This window comes from Klebsiella ornithinolytica, from assembly GCF_030505655.1.
GTDB classification, from domain to species: Bacteria; Pseudomonadota; Gammaproteobacteria; order Enterobacterales; family Enterobacteriaceae; genus Klebsiella; species Klebsiella ornithinolytica.
On sequence record NZ_CP130153.1, the window covers coordinates 1,531,796 to 1,551,751 of the forward strand.

Here is a 19,956-nt window from a genome sequence, read left to right on the forward strand (position 1 = left end):
ACCGGTCCTGTAACTCTGCCTGCCCGTTGTGATACGGGCAGGCATTTTTTTTGCCGCCTTTCGCTGTTTTCTCCCCTCCAGATCGACTAGCTCAGGCTGTACACCATAAAGTCTTCGGCCAGCAGCGTCCGGGGAAAAACGTCCCGACACTCCGCCAGCAGGCGCAGACAGCCTTCAGCGTCATAGCGCGAACTAAAATGGGTCGCGATAAACATGCTGACGCCGGCATCGCGGGCCAGCGCCGCTGCCTGCTGACTCGACGAATGACCGCGGCTATTGGCTTTTTCCGCCATCGCCTGCTCCAGCGTCGTTTCATGAACCATCAGGTCAACGCCGCGTGCCAGCTCAAGCGCCGTCTCGCAGGGGGCGGTATCGCCAAAAATCGCCAGCGTTTTGCCGGGCATCGCCGGACCGAGATAGTGCCGACCATCGATCTTCCGCCCGTCTTCCAGCTCCACCGTCTCCCCCTGTTTCAGACGTTGAAACAGTGGACCCGGGCGGACGCCGTCGGCAACCAGTCGCGCAGCATCGAGAGTGCCGGGGCGGGCATGCTCTTCGATACGATAGCCGTAGCATTCAACCGGATGATTCAGCGGATAAGCGCTGACCCGATAGCCCCCTTCATCAAAGACCAGGCCGGGCCCCACTTCCACTATGGTGAGCGGATAATCGGTCCATGAGCCGCTTAAGCGCAGCGCGGTTTCAATAAACTCCCTGAGTCCCGTCGGGCCGTACAGCGTCAGCGGCAGCGAGTTGCCCTGCATGGAGCGGCTGCACAGCAGGCCGGGAAGGCCGAACAGATGATCGCCGTGGAGGTGGGTAATAAAAATCTTATTCAGTTTTCCTGGGTGGTACGGGGTATGTAAAAACTGATGCTGGGTACCTTCTCCGCAGTCGAACAACCACATCTCCGCTGCCGTCGGCTGTTGCAAATTCAGCACGATAGACGTCATATTACGTGTACGGGTCGGCACGCCTGCGGATGTCCCCAAAAATGTCAATTCCATCGTCCAGTGTCCTCAGGGCGTGGGTGAAAAAACTCAAGTATACAGGAGCAGTCAATGATTACATGGCAGGATCTTCACCACGCAGAGCTGACCGTCCCGCAGCTGTACGCTTTGCTACAGCTGCGTTGCGCGGTATTTGTCGTCGAACAAACCTGCCCCTATCAGGATGTTGACGGTGATGACCTGATCGGTGAAAACCGCCATCTGCTCGGCTGGCGAGGGGATGAACTGGTGGCCTACGCGCGTATTTTGAAAAGCGACGATGATATTGAGCCGGTGGTGATTGGACGGGTCATTGTCAGCCCGGCGGTGCGCGGCGAAAAGCTGGGTTATCAGCTGATGGAGCGAGCGCTGGCCAGCTGTCGTCGTCACTGGCCGCACAAGGCCATTTATCTCGGCGCCCAGGCGCATCTGCAGCGTTTTTACGCCAGCTTCGGTTTTCAGCCGGTGACCGACATTTACGATGAGGACGGGATTGCGCATATCGGTATGGCCCGCGAGGCGGTCACCGGTTAAGCGCCGTTAGCGTAACCGCGTAAAGGCTCAATACTTTTTCCCCTCAGCCTGCTCCGGCTGGCGGCAGCCACCTGCGGAAAGTCCGCTCCCTCATTATGGGTACTGCAATTTCACGCCAGTACCCCGTATAATCTGTGGTTTTTATTCTCTGGAGGTTTGCGTGCTGTCTGTTTCCACTGCGCTGGAACGCTTACGTGACTGCCTGTCTGACGATTTTCCGCCGTCGTCCGGTACGCGAATTTTCGATATTCCTTTCCCTCTTCATGACGCTTTTGACCCTCTTCTGTGGTGCGGTCATCAAGCGCAGTGGCCACAGTTTTACTGGCTGCAGCGCAATGGCGATGAAGAGCTTGCCGCGCTCGGCGCGGTTAAAACCTTCCCGTCTTTGGCCGGGGCTCACGACTTCTTGCAGCGTCAGGGGTTGGCTGATTTACGTATTTGTGGCCTGAATGCGTTTAATCCGCAGGAAGGGAGGCTCTTTCTGCCGCGGCTGGAGTGGCGTCGGGTCGGGGGAAAAGCCACTCTGCGTCTGCTGCTGAATAGCGAGACGTCACTGCGCGAAGATGCCATTGCGGCCCGGGCGTTTCTTCAGGCGCTAACGCCTGACCAGGCGCAGCCCGCCGCTCTGCCGCCGGTGCTCAGCGAACAACACTCCCCGGACTATCCGCAATGGCATGCGCTGATTGAACAGGCAACTCAGGCGATTGCCGCAGGGGAGATGGATAAAGTGGTGCTGGCGCGGGCCACGGATGTTCAGTTTGCGGCGCCACCGGATCCGCTGGCCATCGTGGCCGCCAGCCGGCGCAGTAATCACCGCTGTTTTCATTTCATGATGGCCTTTAACGCGCAGCGGACATTCTTTGGTTCAACGCCGGAGCGGCTTTGGCGCCGGCGCGGGACGCTGCTGCGCACCGAAGCACTGGCCGGGACCGTTGCCAGCCATCCTGACGATCGCCAGGCGCAATTGTTGGCCGACTGGCTGATGAAAGATGATAAAAATCAGCGCGAGAATATGCTGGTGGTGGAGGATATCTGCCAGCGTATGCAGGATGAGGTCCGTTCGCTGGATGTCCTGCCGCCGCAGGTGGTGCGACTGCGTAAAGTGCAGCATCTGCGCCGCTGCATCTGGGCTGAACTCTCTCAGCCTGACGATACCCGCTGCCTGCATCAGCTGCAGCCGACCGCCGCGGTCGCCGGATTACCGCGCCGGGCGGCGCTGGCATTTATTACCCGCCATGAACCTTTTACCCGGGAATGGTACGCCGGCTCCGCTGGCTACCTGTCGCTGGCGCAAAGCGAATTCTGCGTGGCCCTGCGTTCGGCGCAAGTCGAAAACGCCACGCTCAGGCTGTATGCCGGAGCCGGGATTGTCAGCGGCTCCGATCCTGAGCAGGAGTGGCAGGAGATAGAAAATAAGGCGGCGGGGCTGCGTTCCTTGTTATTGACAAAAACGTAGATAAACGATGCATATCAATACTCCATTGCTTTGTATTACCTATACTTAGCCTCAATATTTGATACCGGACAATTTCATGTCAGTAAGCGCATTTAACCGACGCTGGGCGGCGGTGATCCTCGAAGCATTAACTCGCCACGGCGTGCAGCATATTTGCATTGCGCCGGGTTCGCGCTCGACACCTCTTACGCTGGCAGCGGCGGAAAACCGCGCGTTTATTCCCCATACCCATTTCGATGAACGCGGTCTTGGCCATCTGGCGCTGGGGCTGGCAAAAGCCAGCCGGCAGCCGGTGGCGGTGATTGTCACGTCCGGAACGGCGACGGCTAACCTCTATCCGGCCTTAATTGAGGCGGGGCTGACCGGTGAAAAGCTGATACTGCTTACCGCCGATCGTCCCCCGGAGCTGATTGACTGCGGTGCGAACCAGGCGATCCGCCAGCCGGGCATGTTTGCTTCTCATCCCTCGCAGACGCTGTCGTTGCCGCGTCCGTCGCAGGATGTGCCCGCGCGCTGGCTGGTGTCGACGATTGACCAGGCGCTGGGCGCCCTGCATTCCGGCGGTATCCATATTAACTGTCCGTTCGCCGAGCCGCTGTACGGCGAGATGGATGACTCCGGCGTGGAGTGGCAGCAGCAGCTCGGCGCGTGGTGGCAAAGCGATAAACCCTGGCTGCGTCAGTCCCTGCACCTGGAAAGCGAAAAGCAGCGCGACTGGTTTTTCTGGCGGCAAAAGCGGGGCGTGGTCGTCGCGGGCCGCATGAGCGCCGCCGAAGGTAAAAAAGTCGCCGAGTGGGCAAAAACGCTCGGCTGGCCGCTGATTGGTGACGTCCTTTCCCAGACCGGGCAGCCGCTGCCGTGCGCCGACCTGTGGCTGGCGAACGGCAAAGCGGTGAGCGAACTGCAGCAGGCGCAAATCGTTGTGCAGCTGGGCAGCAGCCTCACCGGTAAACGCGTACTGCAGTGGCAGGCCACCTGTGAACCGGAAGAGTACTGGGTCGTGGATAATCTCCCCGGCCGCCTCGACCCGGCTCATCACCGCGGTCGTCGGCTGGTCTGCCCGGTGGGGCAGTGGCTGGATCTGCATCCGGCGGAAAGCCGCCAGCCGTGGGCGACGACGATCCCTGTGCTGTCGCGGCAGGCCTGGCAGGCGGCGGCCGACCGCAGCGAGGCATTTGGCGAAGCCCAGCTGGCTCACCGAATCCACCGCTATCTTCCGGATCAGGGGCAGCTGTTTGTCGGTAACAGCCTGGTGGTTCGGTTGATTGATGCCCTGGCGCAGCTTCCGGCGGGATACCCGGTTTATAGCAACCGCGGCGCCAGCGGTATTGATGGTCTGCTGGCGACGGCGGCAGGGGTTCAGCGCGCCAGCGCCCGCCCGACGCTGGCGATCGTCGGCGATCTCTCCGCGCTCTACGATCTGAACTCGCTGGCGTTGCTGCGTCAGGCCTCTGCGCCGCTGGTGCTGATCGTGGTCAACAACAACGGCGGGCAGATCTTCTCTTTGCTGCCGACGCCGCAGGATCAACGGCGCCAGTTTTATCTGATGCCGCAGGATGTCAATTTCGGCCATGCGGCGGCGATGTTTGGTCTTCATTATCACCGCCCGGGCACCTGGGAGGCTCTGGAAGCGGCGCTGGCCGGGGCCTGGCGTCTTCCTGGCGCCACGCTGATTGAGCTGGTGGTGAATGAGACGGAAGGCACCCATACTCTGCAACAGCTGCTGGCGCAGGTCAGCCGGCTATGAGTCTGCACGCCCGGTGCGAAAAGGGGCTGTCGGGCTATCCCTGGCTGGTCTTTTTACACGGTTTTTCCGGCGACAGCCGGGAGTGGCAAACGGTAGGCGCCGCGTTCAGCGCTTATCCGCAGCTGTATATCGATCTGCCGGGTCACGGTGGTTCGCGCGAGGTCAGGGTCAGTGGTTTCGCCGAGGTTAGCCTGCGGCTGGAGAAAACGCTGGCGCACTATCATGTTCAGGACTACTGGCTGATTGGCTATTCGCTGGGCGGGCGTATTGCGATGTTTTTTGCCAGCCAGCCGCGGCGCGGGCTGTGCGGGCTGGTCGTAGAGGGCGGCCATCCCGGTCTCCAGGATGCGCACCAACGCCGCCAGCGTGCTTGTAGCGATGCCGCCTGGGCGGAGCGTTTTCGTCGCGAGCCGCTGGCGCAGGTTTTTGCCGACTGGTACCAGCAGCCGGTTTTCGCCGGCTTAAGTACGGCGCAGCGGGAAGCGCTTGTGGCGCTGCGCAGCCACAACTGCGGCACCAGTCTTGCCGCGATGCTGGAGGCAACTTCCCTCGCCGTACAGCCCGACCTGCGTGCGCAGCTCCGCGCCCGGCGCTACCCTTTTCATTATCTTTGCGGCGAGCGCGATGCGAAGTTTCGCGCCATTGCGCGCGACGTCGCCGCCACGACACATATTATTCATCATGCCGGGCATAACGCGCATCGGGAAAATCCCGCGGCGGTGGTGTCATGTCTGGCCCAGTTTTTAGCGAGTTAACCAAAGGACATTCTATGATCTCTCTTGATGAAGCAATGCTCTACGCCCCTGTGGAATGGCACGATTGCTCCGAAGGCTATACCGACATTCGTTACCAGAAGTCGACGGACGGGATTGCTAAAATCACCATTAACCGTCCGCAGGTGCGCAATGCGTTCCGCCCGCTGACCGTGAAAGAGATGATTCAGGCGCTGTCCGATGCCCGATATGACGATAATATCGGCGTCATTATCCTCACCGGCGAAGGCGACAAAGCATTCTGCGCCGGCGGCGACCAGAAGGTCCGCGGCGATTACGGCGGCTACCAGGATGATTCCGGCGTTCACCACCTGAACGTGCTCGATTTTCAGCGCCAGATCCGCACCTGTCCGAAGCCGATTGTGGCGATGGTGGCGGGATATTCCATCGGCGGCGGTCACGTTCTGCATATGATGTGCGATCTGACGATTGCCGCAGAAAATGCCATCTTCGGTCAGACCGGTCCGAAAGTCGGCTCATTTGACGGCGGCTGGGGCGCATCCTACATGGCGCGGATCGTCGGCCAGAAAAAAGCGCGCGAAATCTGGTTCCTGTGCCGTCAGTACGATGCGCAGCAGGCGCTGGACATGGGGCTGGTCAACACCGTCGTCCCGCTGGCGGATCTGGAAAAAGAGACCGTACGCTGGTGTCGCGAAATGCTGCAAAACAGTCCGATGGCGCTGCGCTGCCTGAAGGCGGCGCTGAATGCCGATTGCGATGGTCAGGCGGGGCTGCAGGAGCTGGCAGGGAACGCCACCATGCTGTTCTACATGACCGAAGAGGGGCAGGAAGGGCGTAACGCGTTCAACCAGAAACGTCAGCCGGACTTCAGCAAATTTAAACGGAATCCATAATGCGTCAGGCGCAGGTTTACCGCTGGCAGGTACCGATGGACGCGGGCGTGGTACTGCGTGAACGGCGGTTAAAAACTCGCGATGGGCTGTTCATCCACCTGCAGGACGGTGAACGTCAGGGATGGGGTGAAATTGCGCCTCTGCCGGGCTTTAGCGTGGAAACGCTGGAGGAGGCGCAGTCCGCGCTGGTGGCGTGGTCGCTTGCCTGGCGGCAGGGCGAGAACCCGCCCGAGCCGTCTCTGCCTTCCGTGGCCTTCGGCGTCAGCTGTGCGCTGGCGGAGCTGAACGATGAACTGCCGCTGGAGGCGGAGTATCGCGCGGTGCCGCTGTGCACCGGCGACCCGGACGAACTGTTTGCCAGGCTGGCGGCACTGCCCGGTGAAAAGGTCGCGAAGGTCAAGATCGGGCTGTATGAAGCGGTGCGTGACGGCATGGTGGTTAACCTGCTGCTGGAAGCGATTCCCGATCTGCAGCTACGTCTGGACGCCAACCGCGCCTGGACACCGCTCAAAGCGCAGCAGTTTGCGAAATATGTCCACCCGCAGTACCGCGACCGTATTGCCTTCCTTGAAGAACCGTGTAAAACCCGCGACGACTCACGGGCTTTTGCCCGGGAAACCGGCATCGCGATTGCCTGGGATGAAAGCCTGCGTGAGGCGGATTTTCGTTTTCAGGCAGAGCCGGGTTTGCGTGCGCTGGTGATCAAGCCGACGCTCACCGGTAGCCTGCGTAAAGTGCGGGAGCAGGTTGCCACGGCTCATGCGCTGGGGCTGACGGCGGTGATCAGCTCATCGATCGAATCAAGCCTTGGACTCACGCAGCTGGCGCGGATTGCCGCCTGGCTGACGCCGCAGACCCTTCCCGGCCTGGATACGCTGGCATTGATGCGCGCGCAGCTGATTCGCCCCTGGCCTGACAGCCCGTTACCCTGCCTGAGTCGTGATGAGCTGGAGCCGCTGCTGTGACCTTTAGCGACTGGCCATGGCGCCACTGGTGCCGGCTGCGTGGCGATGCGCCGGCGGTACGTCTGAACGACGTTGTCCTGAGCTGGCGGCAGCTGTGCGCTGAGGTTAACGCGCTGGCCGCGGGATTCCGCGCTCAAGGGGTCAACGAAGGGGAGGGCGTGCTGCTGCGGGCCTATAACCAGCCGTCGGCATTGCTGGCATGGCTGGCGCTGCTTCAGTGCGGCGCCCGGGTGCTTCCTCTGAATCCTCAGCTACCGCCTTCGCTGCTGGCGGTATTGTTACCCTCCCTCGATCTGCGTTATGCGCTGGTGCTGAACGGCGATCCGCTCGCCCTCGACTTTACGCCGCTGACGCTGCAACGGGCGGCGGGGGATTCGACGTTGCCCTGGCGCGAAGAACGTCTGGCGTCGATGACGCTCACCTCCGGTTCTACGGGGCTGCCGAAGGCCGCCGTGCACAGCTGTCGGGCGCATCTTGCCAGCGCTGAAGGCGTGCTGGCGATGATTCCGCTGGCGTCGGATGACGACTGGCTGCTGTCGCTGCCGCTGTTTCATGTTTCCGGCCAGGGCATTCTCTGGCGCTGGCTGCTGGCGGGGGCTCGCCTGACGGTAGGAGAAAGACAACCGCTGGAACAGGCGCTGCGAGGCTGTACGCATGCCTCGCTGGTGCCCACTCAGCTCTGGCGATTGCTCAATAGCGAGGCTGATGTGTCGTTGAAGGCGGTGCTGCTGGGCGGCGCGGCGATTCCCGTCGCGCTGACCGAACAGGCGCGCGCCCGGGGCATTCGCTGCTGGTGTGGTTATGGCCTGACGGAGTTCGCCTCGACGGTTTGTGGTAAAGAGGCGGATGGCGCGCCGGACGTCGGCCAGCCGCTGCCGGGGCGCGCGCTGAAAATTGTTGCCGGCGAAGTCTGGCTGCGGGCCGATAGCATGGCCGCTGGCTACTGGCGCGAAGGCGGGGTGCAGCCGCTGGTCAACGAACAGGGCTGGTTTGCCACGCGCGATCGCGGCGAGATCAGGGAGGGCAAACTGACTCTGCTTGGGCGGATGGATAACCTCTTTTTCAGCGGAGGGGAAGGGATTCAGCCTGAAGAGGTGGAAAGAGTACTCCTGGCTCATCCGCAGATTCAGCAGGCGTTTATCGTGCCGTTAGACGATGCGGAGTTTGGCCAGCGTCCGGTGGCGGTGGTGGAGTGCGATGCGCAGTGCGATGTCGCCGCGCTGGCGGCCTGGGCACAGGATAAGCTGGCACGTTTTCAGCAGCCGGTACGCTGGTTGACGTTACCTGAGTCGTTGAAAACCGGCGGGATTAAAATCTCCCGCCGGGCATTACGTGACTGGGTTAATGCGTTGCCAGGCAGCCAGACCAGTTAACCGGGGTTGGCCTCGGCACGGTGCCGGGGCGCTCAGAGCAGGCCTTTCAGGGTTAATGTTTTGCGGGTCGCCACATTCAGATCGTAGCGGGGCAAATCTTCCGGTTTCACCCAGGCATACGCCTGAAACTCGTCGTTGAGGGTGATTTCGCGGTTGGCGCTAAGGCAATCAAAAATCAGGTAAATCATATAAATCTCTTCCTGACGGCCGTCAGCATAGGTTTTGACCCGAATATCATCGCTGAAGGTCCACGGCGTAATCTGCGTCAGCTGCAGCGCCTCGCCAAGCTCCTCAGCAACTTCCCGGCGTAGCGCCTCTTCAATGCGTTCGCCCGGTTCAACGCCGCCACCGGAAAGCGCCCACTGTCCGGGAAAAACGCCGCGATCGTCAGCCATTTTGCAGAGCAAATAGTGTCCCTCATTCTGAATCAGCGGGCAGACGATGGTCCTTTGGCGCATGGTGATCTCCTTGACTAAACGGTAGGGAAAAGATGTTTGAGCACCAGTTTGCGAGCCGTCTCGCTAAACCGCAAGCTGCATTGTCCGTATTTAGCCGACATTATCCGTAGCAACTGGTTACAATCACGAGAGTAAAGGTCGTTTTAGTGCATTGATTCCTCAGCGTTCGGCAGTACAATTCTGCGGTTTTTGGGACTTTTTTGATTCTTGTTTTCTGGATAGAGTAAAAATGAAAAAGAGCATTTTATTAGGTCTTGCCGGCATGATGTTCGTCTCTACGGCGGCCCATGCAATCAGCGTAACCGGGCAGGCTGGCGAGCACTACACCAACCTTGGCGTCGGTTTCGGGACTGAGTCATCTGGTCTGGCAGTGACCGGCAACTGGATGCACAGCGACAACGACGGCGACGCGGCGGGGTTAGGCCTTGGTCTGAATATTCCGCTGGGGCCGTTCCTCGCGACGGTTGGCGGCAAGGGCGTTTATACCAACCCGAAGAGCGGCGATGAAGGGTATGCGGCGGCCGTCGGCGGCGGCCTGCAGTGGAAAATTGGCGACAGCTTCCGTCTGTTCGGCGAATACTATTATTCCCCGGATTCTCTCTCCAGCGGCATTCAGAGCTATCAGGAAGCTAACGCCGGTGCGAGCTGGACGATTATGCGTCCTCTGAGCATCGAAGCCGGTTATCGCTATCTGAACCTCGAAGGGAAGGACGGCAACAAAGACAGCACGATTGCAGACGGTCCGTATCTCGGCGTCAGCGCCAGCTTCTAATCCCCCCAACGGCGCGAACGTTTCCCGCGCCGTATTCCTGTCTACTCCGCCTGCGCCTTGCGCTATAGTATTGCCACCTGGCAGGCAAGGAGTGAAGTGAATAATGATAAATGTGGAAATGCTGTCCACCGGCGATGAAGTGTTGCACGGGCAAATCGTCGATACCAATGCCGCGTGGCTGGCCGATTTCTTTTTCAATCAGGGATTACCGCTAACGCGCCGCAACACCGTGGGCGATGACCTTGACTCCCTGGTCACGGTGCTACGTGAGCGCAGTGAACAGGCGGATGTGCTGATCGTCAACGGTGGCCTGGGGCCAACCAGTGACGATCTGAGCGCGCTGGCCGCGGCGACCGCCAAGGGCGAAGGGCTGATTCTGCACGAAGAGTGGCTGGAAACGATGACCCGTTTCTTTGCCGAGCGCGGTCGCCCGATGGCCGCAAGTAACCGTAAGCAGGCGGAGATCCCCGCCAGCGCGGAGATGATCAACAATCCGGTGGGGACGGCCTGCGGTTTTGCCGTTCAGCTCAACCGCTGTCTGATGTTTTTCACCCCCGGCGTTCCGTCGGAATTCAAAATCATGGTCGAGCAGGAAATTTTACCCCGCCTGCGTGAGCGTTTCCCGCTCTCTGCCCCGCCGCTGTGTCTGCGTCTGACGACGTTTGGCCGTTCGGAAAGCGATCTGGCGCAAAGCCTCGATCCGCTGGCGCTGCCGCCGGGCGTCGTCATGGGCTACCGCTCTTCAATGCCGATTATTGAGCTGAAGCTCACCGGGCCGGCGGAGCAGCGCGAAGCGATGCTGGCGATATGGCCGGAAGTGAAAAAAGTGGCGGGAGAGAGCATGATTTTCGAGGGCACCGAAGGGCTGCCCGCGCAGATCGCGCGTTGTTTACAGGAGCGCCAGCTGAGTCTGACGCTGAGTGAACAGTTTACCGGCGGTTTGCTGGCGCTTCAGCTTTCGCGGGCAAATGCGCCGCTGCTGGCAAGTGAAATTGTCCCTTGCCAGGAGGAGTCGCTGGCGCAGTCCGCCCGCTGGGCCGCAGAACGGCGGGTCAATCATTTCGCCGGTCTGGCGCTGGCGGTGAGCGGCCAGGAAGCCGATCACCTGAATTTCGTCCTCTCGACGCCGGAAGGCACCCATGCGCTGCGGGTTAAATTCAGCGCCACGCGCTACAGCCTGGCAGTGCGTCAGGAAGTCTGTGCCATGATGGCGCTGAATATGCTGCGCCGTTGGTTGCACGGTCAGCCGGTCGCCGGTGAACACGGCTGGATTAACGTCGTCGAATCGCTCTCGGTTTAAACCAACCTCTGCGTCGGGAACCTCTCCCGACGCGCAATGAGTCCAACCTGTTGTACTTGCTTTTAAATATTCTGTGCGCCATCTCGCATTTTCCTCCCTCCGAATGTCCACCCGGCTGGAATAGCGTCGTCATTTGAAGTCGCTCACAATTTACCGCCCGGACAACCGCAACACTGATTCCAGTATTCAGGATTGGAGTCCAGCATGTTGGAATCAAGCAAAGTCCCGGCGCTGACCCGCGCCATCGACATTCTCAATTTAATCGCCCGTATCGGCCCCTGCAGCGCGGCGACCATTATTGACGAACTGGGTATTCCGAAAAGTACCGCCTATCTGCTGCTGGGAGAGCTGAGAAAACAGCGCTTCCTCAGCATGGATAATCAGGATAACTACTGCCTGTGGACCAAGCTGGTTGAGCTGGCCGGGCAGGCGCTGAGCAAAATGGACCTGCGCGAACTGGCGCGGCCGCGCCTGACGCAACTGATGGATCAGTGCGGTCTACTCTGCCACCTGGGCATTATCGACAGCGGCAACGCCTACTACATTCTGAAGATTGAATCCCCGGCGACCATCAGCGTGCGTTCGCACGAGGGTAAGAGCCTGTCGCTGTATCGTTCCGGTATTGGTAAATGCCTGCTGGCCTGGCAGCCCGAGCGGGTTCAGGAGTCGATTATCAGCGAGCTGCAGTGGGAGCGGGCGACGCCAACCACCATCACCAGCGCCCAGCAGCTTCGCGATGAGCTGGGGCGTATCCGCGCCCGCGGCTGGAGCTTCGATAACGGTGAAGATTATCCCGACGTTCGCTGCGTGGCCGCGCCGGTTTTTAACGCCAACAACGAGCTGACCGCCGCCATTTCCGTGGTGGGTACCCGTCTGCAAATCAATGAAGACAATCGCGATTACCTCGCCGGTAGGGCGATTGCCTGCGCTAAAGATATTTCCCGTCTGCTGGGGTGGAAGAGCCCCTTCGAACAACAGGCCTCATAATAAGGAGAAGATCATGACCCTACCGAAAATTAAACACGTCCGCGCCTGGTTTATCGGCGGAGCTACCGCAGAGAAAGGCGCTGGCGGCGGCGATTATCATGACCAGGGGGCAAACCACTGGATTGACGATCATATCGCCACGCCGATGAGCAAATATCCACAGTATGAACAGTCCCGTCAGTCGTTTGGCATCAACGTTCTCGGCACGCTGATTGTGGAAGTCGAAGCCGAAAACGGACAGACCGGCTTTGCGGTGTCGACCGCCGGTGAGATGGGCTGCTTTATCGTCGAAAAGCATCTGAGCCGCTTTATCGAAGGCAAGTGCGTCAGCGATATCAAACTGATCCATGACCAGATGCTCAACGCCACCCTGTACTACTCCGGCTCCGGCGGCCTGGTGATGAATACCCTCTCCTGTATCGACCTGGCGCTGTGGGATCTGTTTGGCAAAGTGGTTGGACTGCCGGTTTACAAACTGCTGGGTGGCGCGGTGCGCGATGAAATTCAGTTCTACGCCACCGGGGCACGTCCGGACCTGGCGAAAGAGATGGGCTTTATTGGCGGCAAAATGCCGACCCACTGGGGGCCGCACGATGGCGATGCGGGGATCCGCAAAGATGCCGCCATGGTGGCCGATATGCGTGAAAAATGCGGCCCGGACTTCTGGCTGATGCTGGATTGCTGGATGAGCCAGGATGTTAACTACGCCACTAAACTGGCCCACGCCTGCGCGCCCTATAACCTCAAGTGGATCGAAGAGTGCCTGCCGCCGCAGCAGTATGAAGGCTATCGCGAGCTTAAACGCAATGCGCCAGCCGGAATGATGGTCACCAGCGGCGAGCACCACGGCACGCTGCAATCCTTCCGCACGTTGTCGGAAACCGGCATCGATATTATGCAGCCTGACGTGGGCTGGTGCGGCGGCCTGACCACCCTGGTGGAGATTGCGGCGATCGCCAAATCGCGTGGCCAGCTGGTGGTTCCGCACGGCTCATCGGTCTATTCGCACCATGCGGTCATTACCTTTACCAACACGCCGTTCAGCGAGTTCCTGATGACCAGCCCGGACTGCTCAACGATGCGTCCGCAGTTTGATCCGATTCTGGTTGACGAGCCGGTACCTGTGAAAGGTCGCATTCATAAAACCGTGCTGGATAAACCGGGCTTCGGCGTCGAGCTGAACCGCGACTGCAACCTGAAACGCCCTTACAGCCACTGATCCCGTCGTGCCGCACCGCGCTGATGTGCGGCCCCATGTTGAGGATATTACGATGAGCAACACCTTGCTTGAGAGCGTGGTGAAGAAAAACCGCGCCCGTTTGATCCCCTTTATGCTGGCGCTGTATGTGCTGGCGTTTCTTGACCGCTCGAATATCGGCTTTGCCAAGGAGACCTACCAGCTGGATACCGGTCTCAGCAACGAAGCCTATGCGCTGGGGGCAGGGATTTTCTTTGTGGTGTATGCCTTTCTCGGGGTGCCGGCCAACCTGCTGATGCGCAAATTCGGCGCCAGAAAATGGATTGGCTGCACCACCTTGCTGTGGGGCATTCTTTCCGCGGCGATGGCATGGGCGGATACGGAAGCGAAATTTCTGCTGGTGCGCACTCTGCTTGGCGCCGCCGAAGCGGGCTTCTTCCCGGGGATGATCTACCTGACCTCTCAGTGGTTTCCCCAGCAGAACCGCGCCAGCATTATGGGGCTGTTTTATATGGGCGCGCCGCTGGCGCTGACCCTCGGTTCACCGCTATCCGGCGCCCTGCTGGAAATGCACGGTTTTATGGGACATCCCGGCTGGTTCTGGATGTTTATCATTGAAGGGCTGCTGGCCGTCGGCGCGGGATTCTTCACCTTCTTCTGGCTCGATGATACGCCGCAAAATGCGCGTTTCCTGACTTCTGTCGAAAAGCAGGCGTTAATTAGCGAGCTGGCCAGAGAAGAGCAGAAAAAGGTCACCTCTCGGTTGTCCGATGCGCTGCGCAACGGTCGCGTCTGGCAACTGGCCATTATCTACCTGACTATTCAGGTGGCGGTTTACGGTCTGATTTTCTTTCTGCCGACCCAGGTTGCCGCGCTGCTGGGCACCAAAGTCGGGTTCGTGGCCTCGGTGGTGACCGCCATCCCGTGGGTGGCGGCGCTGTTCGGGACCTGGCTGATTCCACGGTACTCCGATCGCACCGGCGAGCGGCGTAATATTGCGGCATTCACCCTGCTGGCGGCGGCCATTGGCATCGCGGTCTCCGGGCTGGTGTCGCCGGTGCTGGCCATTATCGCGCTGTGCGTCGCCGCCGTCGGCGTCATTGCCGTGCAGCCGGTCTTCTGGACCATGCCGACGCAGCTATTGTCCGGCACGGCGCTGGCCGCGGGCATTGGTTTCGTCAACCTGTTTGGCGCCATCGGTGGGTTTCTGGCCCCCATCATTCGGGTTCAGGCCGAAACGATGTTCGGCAATAATTCTGCCGGATTGTTGACGCTCGCCTGCGTGGCGATTGTCGGGGTGGTTATTATCTTTTCACTGCGCGTGAATCGCACGGTGCCACAGGCTGGCAGCGTACAGCATTAATGTAAGGGAGAACTATGAACGCAATTTTATCGAACCCATTTAAAGCGGGATTATTGCAAGGAGAAGCGCAGATTGGCCTGTGGCTGAGCTCGACCTCTTCGTATATGGCTGAGATTGCCGCCACCTCGGGTTACGACTGGCTGCTGATTGACGGCGAACATGCGCCCAATACCATCCAGGACCTTTATCATCAGCTGCAGGCCATCGCACCCTATGCCAGCCAGCCGGTGATTCGCCCGGTGGAGGGCAATCGCAGCCTGATTAAGCAGGTGCTGGATATTGGCGCCAGAACGCTGCTGATCCCGATGGTCGATACCGCCGAACAGGCGCGGGAGATAGTCTCGGCGACCCGCTATCCGCCGCTGGGCACCCGCGGCGTCGGGGCCGGGGTGGCGCGCGCCGCACGCTGGGGACGGGTGGAGAACTATATGGCGCTGGCCAACGATGAGCTGTGCCTGCTGATTCAGGTAGAGAGCAAAACCGCTCTCGACAACCTGGATGCCATCCTCGAAGTGGAGGGTATTGACGGCGTCTTTATCGGCCCGGCTGATTTATCGGCTTCGCTGGGCTACCCGGACAACGCCGGCCATCCGGAAGTGCAGCGCATCATTGAACAGAGTATCCGCCGCATTCGCGCGGCGGGGAAAGCCGCAGGTTTCCTCGCCGTTGACCCGGAAATGGCGCACAACGCGCTGGCGTGGGGGGCAAATTTTGTCGCCGTTGGCGTCGATACCAACCTCTATACCCGGGCTCTGGATACACGGCTGGCGATGTTCAGACCGGTCGCCGAACCGGCGGAAGGAAAGGGGAGCTATTAGTTAAGACTACTGACAAAACGCGCTCTTGAGGAATTGCCCGGTGGCGGCTGCGCCTTACCGGGCCTACGGGGTCTGTATGGGTATCAGGCTGGTAGTCAGCCGGGGCAATTCCCGTTCTGAATCCGCCAGCACCAGTAGGCCGGGTCAGGCGTTAGCCGCCACCCGGCACAAACCCGGGCTCCGTATTCAAACCCGGTTTGTCATCAGCCGCATTGGTTTTACTGGTTTCTGGCGTCGATGTCAGGCCAGCGCCTGCGCCAGCAGAGTGATGGGATGTTCACAGCGTTTGCTGGTGGACATCTCGATTTGCCATTTGCAGGTTTCGCAATCGGTGATCGCCAGGTCGGCGCCGCTCTCCTCAATTTGCCGGAACAGCGGTGCGCCGATGGCCTGCGAAGAGGGGTAGTTTTCCGATTTAAACCCGTAGGTACCGGCGATGCCGCAGCACTGTGAATCCAGCACTTCCAGCTGTAAACCCGGGATCAGCCGCAGCAGTTCGAGGGTATACAGCGACCAGCCCATCTTCTCCATATGACACGGCGTGTGATAAACCACCTTCAGCGGCAGCGGCCGAAGCGGCAGGGTACGCCCGGCATCAAGCTGGCGCCAGATCCAACGAGTTGCCAGTTCAATCCGGTCGCGAAGGTCCTGATTATCGACATCCAGCAGATGCGGGTATTCGTCGCGCAGGGTAAACGTGCAGGTTGATGAGGTGGCAATGACCGGCAGCGGAGTCTCTCGCATGGCGGCGACGTTGCTCTGCGCCTGGCGGCGGGCTTTGGCAAAAAAGCCGTTGGCGATAAGCGGCACGCCGCAGCATTTTTCTTTACTTAACAGCTGTACGCCGGTGCCCATCGCATTCAGCACGCGGATAAGGTCGTGGCCAAGCTGCGGATGGTTGTAGTTGACGTAACAGCCGTGAAAAAAAGCGACCTGTTCACTGAACTGCGCCTGGCGGTCCGCCTGCTGGCGGTAAGCGCGGCGAAAAGTGCCGAAACCATATTTCGGCAGCGTCCGGCGGTGGTCAATCTTTAGCGTCGCATCGAGCAGGCGGCGCACCGGTTTGAGCCCCGTTGCGGCGTTGACCAGCGGGGCAAACGGCGTGGAGAGGGTGCCCATCAGGTCGGTATGGCTGAGGATAGCATCGCGCAGCGTGGGTTTTTGCTGGCTGTACTGCGCCCGTGCCCTTTGGATAATATCGCCAATTTTTACATCAGAGGGACAGGCGACTTCACAGCGCTTGCAGTTAATACAATATTTTAAGGCTTCGTCGTACAGCGCCCCATCTTTCAGCCGCAGGCGCTCACCGTCGGGGCCCGCCTGTTTCGGGCCCGGATAGCGGGGATTAACTCGGCTGACCGGGCAGCTGGTCGTACAAACGGTACATTTAATGCAGCTCTCAAAGCGGGTATCGTTCATCGCGTGCCTCCGGCAAGGTCATGAATCTGTTTCGCGACGTGCAGCGCGGTGACCGCGCAAACGCCGCCGCCGCATCCAAGCTGGATGGCATCAAAACCGCCGAGTAGCGAACCGATGGCGAACAGGTTGCCCAGCGGCTGGCCGTCGAGCAGCGGGCGCAGCATCGTATCCGTTTTCAGGCCGAAGCGTTGCCAGGGTTGCGAAGCAAAGAAATCGCGCTGATACCAGTTCTCACGCGGAGTGGTCTGCTGAAGGTCGAGGCCGAGAATGGGTTCCCGAACGCGCGCTTTATCGGCGATCAATCCATTACTGAAGAAACTGCCGCTGGCCAGAACGGCAAAACGGGGACGCAGCGGAACATCGCCGTGCTGCCGGGTCCAGACTTCGTTGACTTTCCCCTCCTGATGGCCGATCCGCGTGACTTCATCGCCAGCCAGCCAGGTACCTCCGGTCCGAATAAAACGACGCTGAAGCTGGTTATGCAGGCGTATGCCGGGAACCGAAGGCGGCAGCGTCGGCAGCAGGCGCAGCGGGCAGGGTAGCTGTTCCTGTAGCCAGCGATACAGCCCGGCGTCATTCAGACCGAAACAGGCGGGCATGATCAGCAGGTCGTGCGCCAGCGCCAGCGGACGTAACGCGGCGAGGAGCGCGGGCCAATGACACTCTTCGTCGAGCATTCTGGCGATATTCACCGCGCGAAATTCGCTCGGGTTATCCCGCAGAACATCCAGTATCGGTAAGTCTATCTCGCTGGCCGTCGCCTTCACCCCCTGCCGGGTGAGCGAGGCGGCGGCCAGATGCGGCTGGAAGTCGGCGAAGCCGCCGATACCCACCACGCCAACGCTGCGTGCGGACAGTGGCGCCACGGGAACTTCCAGCGGCGAAAGCCATGTCGGGCGCAGGGTGCCCAGCGGCGTAACGCGTTCATGCGGCTGGCTGGCCGCGCCGCGCATCGCGATCCCGTTGATAGCCAGCAGCGCCTCGGTTTGCGCGGCGTACGCCATCACCCGTTCGGCGCCCAGCATCGCGTAGGGATGTTCGGGAAGCTGTTCTGCCAGGCGGTCTATCCCGTGAGCCACATCGCTGACGCGTTCCCCGTCGGGAAGGGCGCAGAGCAGATCCAGCGAAGCGGAGGAAAAGTGCAGCGCGCTTTGACCCCGACTGACGATGACGCAGCGCAGGCCGAACTGATTAAGCGTTAGCCCGCAGAGCAGACCCGCGAGGCCACCGCCGATAATCACGCTATCAAATTTCATCCTGAGACTCCTTTTGCAGCCCGCACAGTCCGAGGTAGACCCAGCGGGTGAATTCACTTTCCCTGAGCGCATCGCCCCAGGCAATGGGCTGCACGCCTTTCCAGCGTTCGTTTAAAAAATCAGAAAGCTGGGTCAGCGACTGGGCGGGAGTGGTGATGTTAAACCGTTGCAGAAGCCCGGCCGCCCGGCAGGCGCACAGCTCTCCCTGACAGGTGCCCATGCCGATGCGCGTGCGGCGGCGTAGATCGAGCAGGCTGTTAACCGCTAAGTTTTCCACCGCGTACTGCACTTCTCCGGCGGTCACCATCTCGCATTCACAAATCAAGCTGCGATGCTGGCGGGTATCGCCCAGCCAGGCAGGCGTGCGGTCGCCGTGGCGATAGAGGGCGGAACCGCGCAGCGGCGCGGGTAGCGAGATGATTTTTTTTACCGTGGCTTCGGGGGACTCCGTTGAGCCCGGGAGCGGAGTGTCGGCAGTAGAGCAGGGGACGCTGTTGCTCAACTTACGGCACACCGCATCCGTGGCCCACTCTGCCATCAAACGGTAGGTCATTAGCTTGCCGCCGGTAATGGTGATAAAGCCCTCCATGCCATCGCGTTTGGCGTGGTCGAGCAGAACGATACCGCGGCTGACGCTGCGTCCGCTGGGATCATCATCGCTGGCCACCAGTGGGCGCACGCCGGAATAGGCGCGCAGCACGCGAGTACGCCCAAGTACCGGAGCCAGCTTTTCTCCCTCCCGCAGCAGCGTGTCGACTTCGGCCGTTGTGACCCGGTTGTCATCAATTTCCTCGTAAGGGATATGTTCCGACGTCGTGCCAATCAGCGAAATGGTATCGCCGGGCACCAGAATATCGGCATCGGCAGGTTTACGGCAACGGTTGATGACCTGTCGGTTGATACGATGGTCGAGGATCAGCAGCGATCCCTTGGCCGGGAACATGGCGATGCGCAGATCGGCATATTCCGCGATCCGCTGTCCCCAGATCCCGGCAGCATTGACCACAACCCCGGCGTGTAGCGTACGTCTCTCCCGATGCTGATGATCATAAAACTCGACCCCGCAAACGCGTTCTCCACGGCGGATGAGCCCGGTCATTTCGCAACCGGTCAGAATGGTCGCGCCATGCTCCCGGGCGTCGAGCATATTGGCCGCCGTCAGGCGAAACGGATCGATGGTGCCATCGGGGACCTGTACGGCGCCAAGCAGGGCCGGATTGACGGTGGGTTCAAGGCGCAGCGCCTCTGCTGGCGACAGCGGCCGGGTTTCGATCCCCGCCTGCTGACAGGCGTTGATAAAGGTTCGTTGCCAGGCCAGATCGTCCTCGGGAAGAGTAATGAAGAGTCCACCGGTCGGTTCAACGCAGTGACGGGCGATGCGGCGCAGAATCCGGTTCTCAGTGATGCACTCGCGGGCCGATTCACTATCGGTGACGGCATAGCGGGCGCCGCTGTGCAGCAGACCGTGATTACGGCCGGTTGCTCCGGTGGCAATATCGTGACGTTCCAGCAGCGTTACCTGCAGCCCGCGGAGCGCGCAGTCCCGCGCAATCCCTGCGCCGGTGGCGCCGCCGCCGATGATAATAACATCGCATTCACGGGTTTCGGCCATCTTCCTGTCCCTCTGCTTTCGTTTTACGCCATTTAGCCATACAAACAGTACGTATTGTTTGATTTCGAGCATATTCGCGCGT

18 protein-coding genes are annotated in these 19,956 nt (G+C 60.4%); 13 read left to right on the forward strand and 5 right to left on the reverse strand.

Translation table 11 applies throughout. From position 1 onward, the window contains the following. Positions 1-86: 86 nt before the first annotated feature. Positions 87-1,007, reverse strand: coding sequence for a ribonuclease Z (gene rnz / locus Q1L34_RS07290; RefSeq protein WP_327204426.1), 921 nt, complete (start codon positions 1,005-1,007; stop codon positions 87-89). A 54-nt stretch (positions 1,008-1,061) separates the two neighbouring features. Between rnz and Q1L34_RS07295 the strand changes: the two genes are divergently transcribed. The 7 genes from Q1L34_RS07295 (at position 1,062) to menE (ending at position 8,691) form a co-directional block, all read left to right on the forward strand. Continuing rightward, entirely contained in the window at positions 1,062-1,523 is a 462-nt protein-coding gene (locus Q1L34_RS07295; RefSeq protein ID WP_015583801.1) for a GNAT family N-acetyltransferase, read from the forward strand. Positions 1,524-1,683: 160 nt separating this feature from the next. Further along, entirely contained in the window at positions 1,684-2,979 is a 1,296-nt protein-coding gene (gene menF, locus Q1L34_RS07300; RefSeq protein WP_032717988.1) for an isochorismate synthase MenF, read from the forward strand. Between the two features lie 76 nt (positions 2,980-3,055). Next, positions 3,056-4,726 carry a 2-succinyl-5-enolpyruvyl-6-hydroxy-3-cyclohexene-1-carboxylic-acid synthase gene (gene menD, locus Q1L34_RS07305; RefSeq protein ID WP_327204427.1) on the forward strand — a complete coding sequence of 557 codons (1,671 nt, stop codon included), beginning with the start codon at positions 3,056-3,058 and terminating at the stop codon, positions 4,724-4,726. Then, complete coding sequence (gene menH / locus Q1L34_RS07310; RefSeq protein WP_192226385.1) at positions 4,723-5,481, forward strand: 2-succinyl-6-hydroxy-2,4-cyclohexadiene-1-carboxylate synthase; 759 nt, start codon at positions 4,723-4,725, stop codon at positions 5,479-5,481. Before menD ends, menH begins: the two co-directional genes overlap by 4 nt. A 14-nt stretch (positions 5,482-5,495) precedes the next feature. Then, positions 5,496-6,353, forward strand: coding sequence for a 1,4-dihydroxy-2-naphthoyl-CoA synthase (gene menB, locus Q1L34_RS07315; protein ID WP_032686654.1), 858 nt, complete (start codon positions 5,496-5,498; stop codon positions 6,351-6,353). Then, positions 6,353-7,318, forward strand: coding sequence for an o-succinylbenzoate synthase (gene menC / locus Q1L34_RS07320; protein ID WP_048756673.1), 966 nt, complete (start codon positions 6,353-6,355; stop codon positions 7,316-7,318). The genes menB and menC overlap by 1 nt, the downstream gene beginning before the upstream one ends. Continuing rightward, a complete protein-coding gene (menE, locus tag Q1L34_RS07325; RefSeq protein WP_134936227.1) occupies positions 7,315-8,691 on the forward strand; it encodes an o-succinylbenzoate--CoA ligase in 1,377 nt (458 codons plus the stop codon). The genes menC and menE overlap by 4 nt, the downstream gene beginning before the upstream one ends. A gap of 32 nt (positions 8,692-8,723) precedes the next feature. On the opposite strand, the gene nudI is transcribed toward menE, so the two are convergent. Next, the gene (gene nudI, locus Q1L34_RS07330; protein ID WP_015583808.1) at positions 8,724-9,149 is read right to left on the reverse strand and encodes a nucleoside triphosphatase NudI; all 426 of its coding nucleotides are present in this window, start codon (positions 9,147-9,149) and stop codon (positions 8,724-8,726) included. Positions 9,150-9,378: 229 nt separating this feature from the next. Here nudI and Q1L34_RS07335 point away from each other — a divergent pair, with 229 nt between their 5' ends. The 6 genes from Q1L34_RS07335 (at position 9,379) to yfaU (ending at position 15,587) form a co-directional block, all read left to right on the forward strand. Then, on the forward strand, positions 9,379-9,921 hold the full coding sequence (locus Q1L34_RS07335) for a YfaZ family outer membrane protein (protein WP_015583809.1): 543 nt from the start codon (positions 9,379-9,381) through the stop codon (positions 9,919-9,921). A 103-nt stretch (positions 9,922-10,024) separates the two neighbouring features. Next, on the forward strand, positions 10,025-11,221 hold the full coding sequence (locus Q1L34_RS07340; protein ID WP_015583810.1) for a nicotinamide mononucleotide deamidase-related protein YfaY: 1,197 nt from the start codon (positions 10,025-10,027) through the stop codon (positions 11,219-11,221). 204 nt (positions 11,222-11,425) lie between these two features. After that, a complete protein-coding gene (locus Q1L34_RS07345) occupies positions 11,426-12,208 on the forward strand; it encodes an IclR family transcriptional regulator (RefSeq protein WP_015583811.1) in 783 nt (260 codons plus the stop codon). Between the two features lie 13 nt (positions 12,209-12,221). Beyond that, entirely contained in the window at positions 12,222-13,427 is a 1,206-nt protein-coding gene (gene rhmD / locus Q1L34_RS07350; RefSeq protein WP_015583812.1) for an L-rhamnonate dehydratase, read from the forward strand. Positions 13,428-13,479: 52 nt separating this feature from the next. Further along, positions 13,480-14,769 (forward strand): MFS transporter, encoded by a 1,290-nt coding sequence (locus Q1L34_RS07355; RefSeq protein ID WP_015583813.1) that lies wholly within the window; start codon positions 13,480-13,482, stop codon positions 14,767-14,769. A gap of 14 nt (positions 14,770-14,783) precedes the next feature. Beyond that, positions 14,784-15,587: a 2-keto-3-deoxy-L-rhamnonate aldolase gene (gene yfaU / locus Q1L34_RS07360; RefSeq protein ID WP_015583814.1), complete on the forward strand. Its 804-nt coding sequence runs from the start codon at positions 14,784-14,786 to the stop codon at positions 15,585-15,587. 240 nt (positions 15,588-15,827) lie between these two features. On the opposite strand, the gene glpC is transcribed toward yfaU, so the two are convergent. From glpC to glpA, 3 genes are read right to left on the reverse strand one after another with little or no spacing between them, the layout of a single operon-like run. Next, positions 15,828-17,006, reverse strand: coding sequence for an anaerobic glycerol-3-phosphate dehydrogenase subunit GlpC (glpC, locus tag Q1L34_RS07365; RefSeq protein WP_015583815.1), 1,179 nt, complete (start codon positions 17,004-17,006; stop codon positions 15,828-15,830). Further along, complete coding sequence (gene glpB / locus Q1L34_RS07370) at positions 17,003-18,262, reverse strand: glycerol-3-phosphate dehydrogenase subunit GlpB (protein WP_015583816.1); 1,260 nt, start codon at positions 18,260-18,262, stop codon at positions 17,003-17,005. The genes glpC and glpB overlap by 4 nt, the downstream gene beginning before the upstream one ends. Then, entirely contained in the window at positions 18,252-19,874 is a 1,623-nt protein-coding gene (gene glpA, locus Q1L34_RS07375; protein WP_327204428.1) for an anaerobic glycerol-3-phosphate dehydrogenase subunit A, read from the reverse strand. Before glpA ends, glpB begins: the two co-directional genes overlap by 11 nt. Between the last annotated feature and the right edge of the window lie 82 nt (positions 19,875-19,956).

Coding starts and splice junctions, on each gene's coding strand:
- menB (WP_032686654.1), top strand. CDS start 5,496: ATGATCTCTCTTGATGAAGCAATGCTCTACGCCCCTGTGGAATGGCAC.
- Q1L34_RS07345 (WP_015583811.1), top strand. CDS start 11,426: ATGTTGGAATCAAGCAAAGTCCCGGCGCTGACCCGCGCCATCGACATT.
- menC (WP_048756673.1), top strand. CDS start 6,353: ATGCGTCAGGCGCAGGTTTACCGCTGGCAGGTACCGATGGACGCGGGC.
- rhmD (WP_015583812.1), top strand. CDS start 12,222: ATGACCCTACCGAAAATTAAACACGTCCGCGCCTGGTTTATCGGCGGA.
- rnz (WP_327204426.1), bottom strand. CDS start 1,007: ATGGAATTGACATTTTTGGGGACATCCGCAGGCGTGCCGACCCGTACA.
- menD (WP_327204427.1), top strand. CDS start 3,056: ATGTCAGTAAGCGCATTTAACCGACGCTGGGCGGCGGTGATCCTCGAA.
- yfaU (WP_015583814.1), top strand. CDS start 14,784: ATGAACGCAATTTTATCGAACCCATTTAAAGCGGGATTATTGCAAGGA.
- Q1L34_RS07355 (WP_015583813.1), top strand. CDS start 13,480: ATGAGCAACACCTTGCTTGAGAGCGTGGTGAAGAAAAACCGCGCCCGT.
- glpC (WP_015583815.1), bottom strand. CDS start 17,006: ATGAACGATACCCGCTTTGAGAGCTGCATTAAATGTACCGTTTGTACG.
- Q1L34_RS07340 (WP_015583810.1), top strand. CDS start 10,025: ATGATAAATGTGGAAATGCTGTCCACCGGCGATGAAGTGTTGCACGGG.
- glpB (WP_015583816.1), bottom strand. CDS start 18,262: ATGAAATTTGATAGCGTGATTATCGGCGGTGGCCTCGCGGGTCTGCTC.
- Q1L34_RS07335 (WP_015583809.1), top strand. CDS start 9,379: ATGAAAAAGAGCATTTTATTAGGTCTTGCCGGCATGATGTTCGTCTCT.
- glpA (WP_327204428.1), bottom strand. CDS start 19,874: ATGGCCGAAACCCGTGAATGCGATGTTATTATCATCGGCGGCGGCGCC.
- Q1L34_RS07295 (WP_015583801.1), top strand. CDS start 1,062: ATGATTACATGGCAGGATCTTCACCACGCAGAGCTGACCGTCCCGCAG.
- nudI (WP_015583808.1), bottom strand. CDS start 9,149: ATGCGCCAAAGGACCATCGTCTGCCCGCTGATTCAGAATGAGGGACAC.
- menH (WP_192226385.1), top strand. CDS start 4,723: ATGAGTCTGCACGCCCGGTGCGAAAAGGGGCTGTCGGGCTATCCCTGG.